The organism is Flavobacterium sp. (assembly GCF_040382755.1).
GTDB lineage: Bacteria > Bacteroidota > Bacteroidia > Flavobacteriales > Flavobacteriaceae > Flavobacterium.
Map to the genome: position 1 here is coordinate 1 of NZ_JBEIET010000130.1, position 4,981 is coordinate 4,981.

Here is a 4,981-nt window from a genome sequence, read left to right on the forward strand (position 1 = left end):
AAAAATAATAAAATATATAACTTTAAAAATATTTGTTTTAAAGTTGAAACAATATTAGATGAAATATTTTTTAAATACTGTTCCAAAGAATTTATAATCAACTTACTTTTTTTCACGTTCTTGGTGACTTTAGACATGGTGGTATTGGTTGTTGTTGGTTGGACTTTACACAAACAAAGTTGGTAAAAGAATGATGTTTTGTTGAAAAAACTTCAATCCTTTTATACAAAATCGTGTGTACTACGAAACTACCAGAATACGCAAATCTCACGAAAAAAACAATAAAACAAACCATTACACACACAACCGCTACAGAAACAACTAGAACAAAAACATCCGTATTTGGACACACCCGTGTTTTGCACTATATAAACTCGAATGTTTGACAAATACACTATTTAGTTTGTCAAACAAACACCATGAATACCAATGGTATTTTTGTGTGTCCAGAAGTTAGTTGTAAGAAAAAATTCTCTAGACAATACAACTTAAATCGTCATTTTAATACTTTTCATATAAATTCGGACAATGTTGTTGAAAAGTGTTTTTTGTGTGGCCAGATATTCAAAGATTGTTCAGAATTGCAAAAACATTATGAAATTGCTCACAGACCTTCGAAAAAATTTGTTTTGCTGGAATCTGCATTCAGAAAATCGATTGTTACCTATCGATATACTTTTGTTGACAAAGAGGTCAACTTTGCTGCAGCGCAATTATCGATTAAGAATTTGGTCAAACAACAAATTTTAGTCGAAGCTGCCAAAAAAACTGTGTGCAAAGTTAGTCTAATTTTCATTGCACAAATGTCAATAACTGACAATGTTGGCCTTAAAATTAACACGGCCTCAATTCCGTTTCGAGCACCAGCTTTTTTAGCTAATGCTTCAATGCCAGGCAACATTACCAAAAACATTATTCGTAGCTACAACCATCAAGCTCATAATCTCGAAGAATTCATGCAAAGTGGTAGTGGTTGGCAGTTTGACCGTGCTTTGGTTTTTCACATTGAAGTTGCTGCTCTCAGACCAATTGTTTCTGGTTCAGATTCTGAACTTATCAACACAAGTAAGTTCTACAACAAAAAATTTCTGTTTAACCCACGTAACAGAGACAAGAAATGTTTCCTCTATTGCATAGCTTACTTTTTGTTCAAAGAACGAATTAAAGATTTAAATTTGACCAAACCAACAAAGCAATTAAAAAAGTACTTTAAGTACTTTTACACAAACAAAATTTCTTTTCCTATAACGATTCAAGGAATTAAGAAATTTCTGGCCAAAAATCCACAACTTGATTTGAAAATAAATATTCTTATTCGTGGTGTAAACCACAATGAAAGAAAAGAAGTCATTTACCCGTACGAATTTGGACTAGGCACTGGTTCAAAAATTTTGAATCTTTTAATGGTGCAAAAGCGGTCAGGTAATTCAGCAGAAAATCATTTTCTGGTAATTACGGATGTGAACAAATATCTCAGAGCTGTGTATGAAAATGAAACAAAAACAAAATCATACAAAAAGGCATTTTTTTGCTTGAATTGTTTGAATTCTTTCTCCTCTGAAATAAAGGTGAAAGAACACGAACAACTTTGTTCACTTAACAAACCGCGACTAGAAGTAATGCCCGAAAAAGAAAAATCCGAAATTAAATTCAAAAATTTCGAATACCAACACAAGCTTGATTATGTCGCATTTCTAGATTTTGAATGTGCACTGCCTAGTACTCAGAAAAAATGTCAAATTTGTCGTTCATTGAAATGCAAATGTGATGCTTCATTCACTGATGTTTTGAGTAAACAGGAACCAATTGGCTACAGTTTCGTAGTTTTGGGTCCTAACGACAAAATTATTCATGAAAATTCGTATATCGGGACAAAAGCTGGTGAGGCATTTGTTGGTCACTTATTTGATCAAGAAAATTTGTGGATTAGAAATCTTTTAAGTGTTGAAAAAGAAATGGTCATGAGCAACATTGATGTGATTAACTTTAGTCAAGCAACACACTGTTACATGTGTAACCGTGAATTTGACTGGTTTTGCCCAAAAAATAGAGATCACAACCATGCTAACGGTAAATATCTCGGTGCAGCTTGCACACAATGTAATTTGCGAAGACGAAAACCAAGGTATCTTCGTATTTTTGTGCACAATGGTTCGAGATATGATTTTCATTTCATTGTCAAAGCCCTTGGTAAATACCACGATGAATTCGATTCAATGAGAGAGATCTCAGTATTACCTTTTAATGGTGAAAATTTCCGAACAATTAGATTTCATTGTTTTGAATTTGTGGATACACTTGCATTTTTGCAAGCACCATTATCAGAACTTTGTGCCGATTTGCACGATTCTGGACATACCTATGACATTTTAAAACAAACCTACCTAGTTACAACAAACGGAAAATTCGATAAGAAAAAATATGAAATGGTTTTAGGGAAATCCTTTTTTCCGTATGAATATTGTCAAAGCTTAGAACAAATGGCATCTGTTACCGAATTACCTGACAGAAAACATTTTACAAGTTCTTTGACTGAAAAAACCATTTCAGCTTCCGACCACAAATTTGCAAAAAAAGTGTGGCAACAATTCTCATGTGAGAATTTAATTGACTATACAAAAGTCTACTGCAAAATTGATACCATCTTACTAGCGGAGGTGTTTCAAAAATTCAGAAAGTCTATGCATACATTTTCCGGACTAGACCCAGCTCACTATATTTCACTACCATCATATAGTTATGATAGTATGTTGAAATTGACGCAAAGCAAAATAGGCCTACCAATGGACATCAATATGGTACATTTTTTGGAATCATGCAAACGTGGTGGCATGTCCTTCATCGGTACCAGACATTTAAAACCAAGCAACAAACCTGATGATGAGAGCGAAATCGTCTACTTGGATGCAAATGTACGTTACACAAATTCTAAACCTTGTGGATGTAGAAATTTTTCTAGTAACATAGCTTTTTTCTCCATCAGATAATCTCTTATAATTAGATTAGCCTTTTTCTTTTCCTCTATTTGATTTATGATATCTTGTTTCTTATTATTTAAACGTTCGCTCTTAAAAGATGTTTGATTTTCATCTAACATCATATTTAATTTTAGCCGCTCATTTTCTAACTCATCAATATAAATATGAAAAGCTATAATGATATACTTATTAGCATAACAAGAGTGACACGAAGTCATTTTAGATATATTTTTTAACAATCTTAACTTAATATGATATATTATTGTTTTAATACTGAAAGAAAAACGAACTAAATTAGTTCTTGTAGCTCAGTTGGTTAGAGCGCTGATCTGATAAGTCAGAGGTCTCGGGTTCGAATCCCGACTAGAACAGAATTTTTTTTCAATTTTAAACAAGTACTCTATAAAATTCTGTTCTAGTCGGGATTCGAACCCGAGACCTCTGACTTATAAGATCAGCGCTCTAACCAACTGAGCTACAAGAACTAATTCAATTGTAAGAAATACTGAAAATATTCTTATATTTTACAGAATCTCTATGGTCACGCGCAAATGATGAAACTACCACTGAAAGATTTCCGATGGTTATCGGAACAAGAAATTGAGGCCTTTGACATCCAAAATGTTAATTTGGATGGGAATACCGGATATATAATTGAGTGTGATTTACATTATCCCAAAAACTTGCACAAAAAGCATGCAAATTTACCTTTGGCACCTGAAGTTTTGCGTATTACCTTTGACAATTTGTCACCTTACGCAAAAAGATCTTTGATTGAATCGGATGGAAAAACAAATTACAGTGATGTTAAACTCACAACCACTTTCCATGATAGAATTGACTACGTTCTACATGCAAAAAATCTCAAACTTTATCTGAGCCTAGGTATGAAATTAAAAAAGATAAAACGAATTTTATCTTTCACCCAAGATACTTTTCTAGCAAAATACATTCAAAAATGTACAGAGGCCAGACAAAATTCTACAACTAAATTCGAATCTAGTCAATTTAAAAAATTGGCAAATTGTGTGTACGGTAAAACAATGCAAAATGTGCGAGATTACATCACTGTAAAGTTACATCCCGAAAAATTCAAAACACTTTCTGCTATTGGCAAACATACCTACAAAAGTCACATTATTTTATCCGAAAACCTTGTTCAAACTAACCATTTTACACCAACAATAGTTCATGACAAGCCCCTCGCTATCGGTGTATCAATTTTAGAATTGGTAAGAATTCCAAACATTTATAATTTTTCAAAGTCAAAAATTTTCCGAACATTTAATATTTAGTCAAAGTCAAAAAATGTTCTGAATATTTAATATTTTCAAAGTTACAAATGTTCCAACCTAAATATTATTTTGTAGAAATTTTAAAAATTACAAATTGTCAAGTGTGGGATTCGAACCCACGCACTCTAACGAGTACCAGAACTTAAGTCTGGCGCTTTAAACCACTCAGCCAACCTGACTTGATAAAATACGAAACTAATAATTATTTTTTCCTTTTCAGAGCAAACACATCATGTTCGACTTTTGGTACAACAAAATGACTAAAGGATGTGATTCGAAATTCGATCTGGGCATGAGTGACACCGATTCATTTCTGTTCAAAGTCACCAAACCTGATGTTTTCTGGAATCACATCGATCAGTACATGGACTATTCTAATTACCCTGAATACCATTTTAATTATGATGAAACAAATAAAGCTCAATTGGGGTATTTCAAAAATGAATTGGGTGGCGAATTAAAATGTACCGAATATATTGGTCTGAGACCAAAATGTTACGCAATGAACCTTGTCAATATTCGAACCAATGAAGTAACTGAAAAGAAAATCTGTAAGGGTCTGGGAAGAGCTGCAATCACTAACCGTCTTAGGTTTAAACAGTACAAAGAATGCCTTGAAAAAGGCCGAATAAGACGTCACGATTTTGCGTCAATTCGGTCAAAAAAACACAAACTAAAAACTATCATGCAACGCAAAAAAGCTTTGTC

The 4,981-nt window shown here is 33.0% G+C and carries 3 protein-coding genes and 3 tRNA genes; 4 read left to right on the forward strand and 2 right to left on the reverse strand.

The features are described 5' to 3' along the window. Positions 1-419: 419 nt before the first annotated feature. On the forward strand, positions 420-2,987 hold the full coding sequence (locus ABWO04_RS09685; protein ID WP_353079516.1) for a DNA polymerase: 2,568 nt from the start codon (positions 420-422) through the stop codon (positions 2,985-2,987). A gap of 288 nt (positions 2,988-3,275) precedes the next feature. Continuing rightward, positions 3,276-3,349: transfer RNA gene (locus tag ABWO04_RS09690), tRNA-Ile, on the forward strand. A 40-nt stretch (positions 3,350-3,389) separates the two neighbouring features. Here the strand turns inward: ABWO04_RS09690 and ABWO04_RS09695 are convergent. Further along, positions 3,390-3,463: transfer RNA gene (locus tag ABWO04_RS09695), tRNA-Ile, on the reverse strand. Positions 3,464-3,529: 66 nt separating this feature from the next. Between ABWO04_RS09695 and ABWO04_RS09700 the strand changes: the two genes are divergently transcribed. After that, the gene (locus ABWO04_RS09700; RefSeq protein ID WP_353079517.1) at positions 3,530-4,273 is read left to right on the forward strand and encodes a hypothetical protein; all 744 of its coding nucleotides are present in this window, start codon (positions 3,530-3,532) and stop codon (positions 4,271-4,273) included. 95 nt (positions 4,274-4,368) lie between these two features. Here ABWO04_RS09700 and ABWO04_RS09705 read toward each other — a convergent pair. Continuing rightward, a tRNA-Leu gene (locus tag ABWO04_RS09705) sits at positions 4,369-4,452 on the reverse strand. 113 nt (positions 4,453-4,565) lie between these two features. Here ABWO04_RS09705 and ABWO04_RS09710 point away from each other — a divergent pair. Continuing rightward, positions 4,566-4,981, forward strand: a 416-nt coding sequence (locus ABWO04_RS09710) for a hypothetical protein (protein WP_353079518.1), incomplete at its 3' end; no start/stop codon positions are given.

What these genes read in the sequence shown, in the direction of transcription:
- ABWO04_RS09685 (WP_353079516.1), top strand. Translation starts at nt 420, where the DNA reads ATGAATACCAATGGTATTTTTGTGTGTCCAGAAGTTAGTTGTAAGAAA.
- ABWO04_RS09700 (WP_353079517.1), top strand. Translation starts at nt 3,530, where the DNA reads ATGATGAAACTACCACTGAAAGATTTCCGATGGTTATCGGAACAAGAA.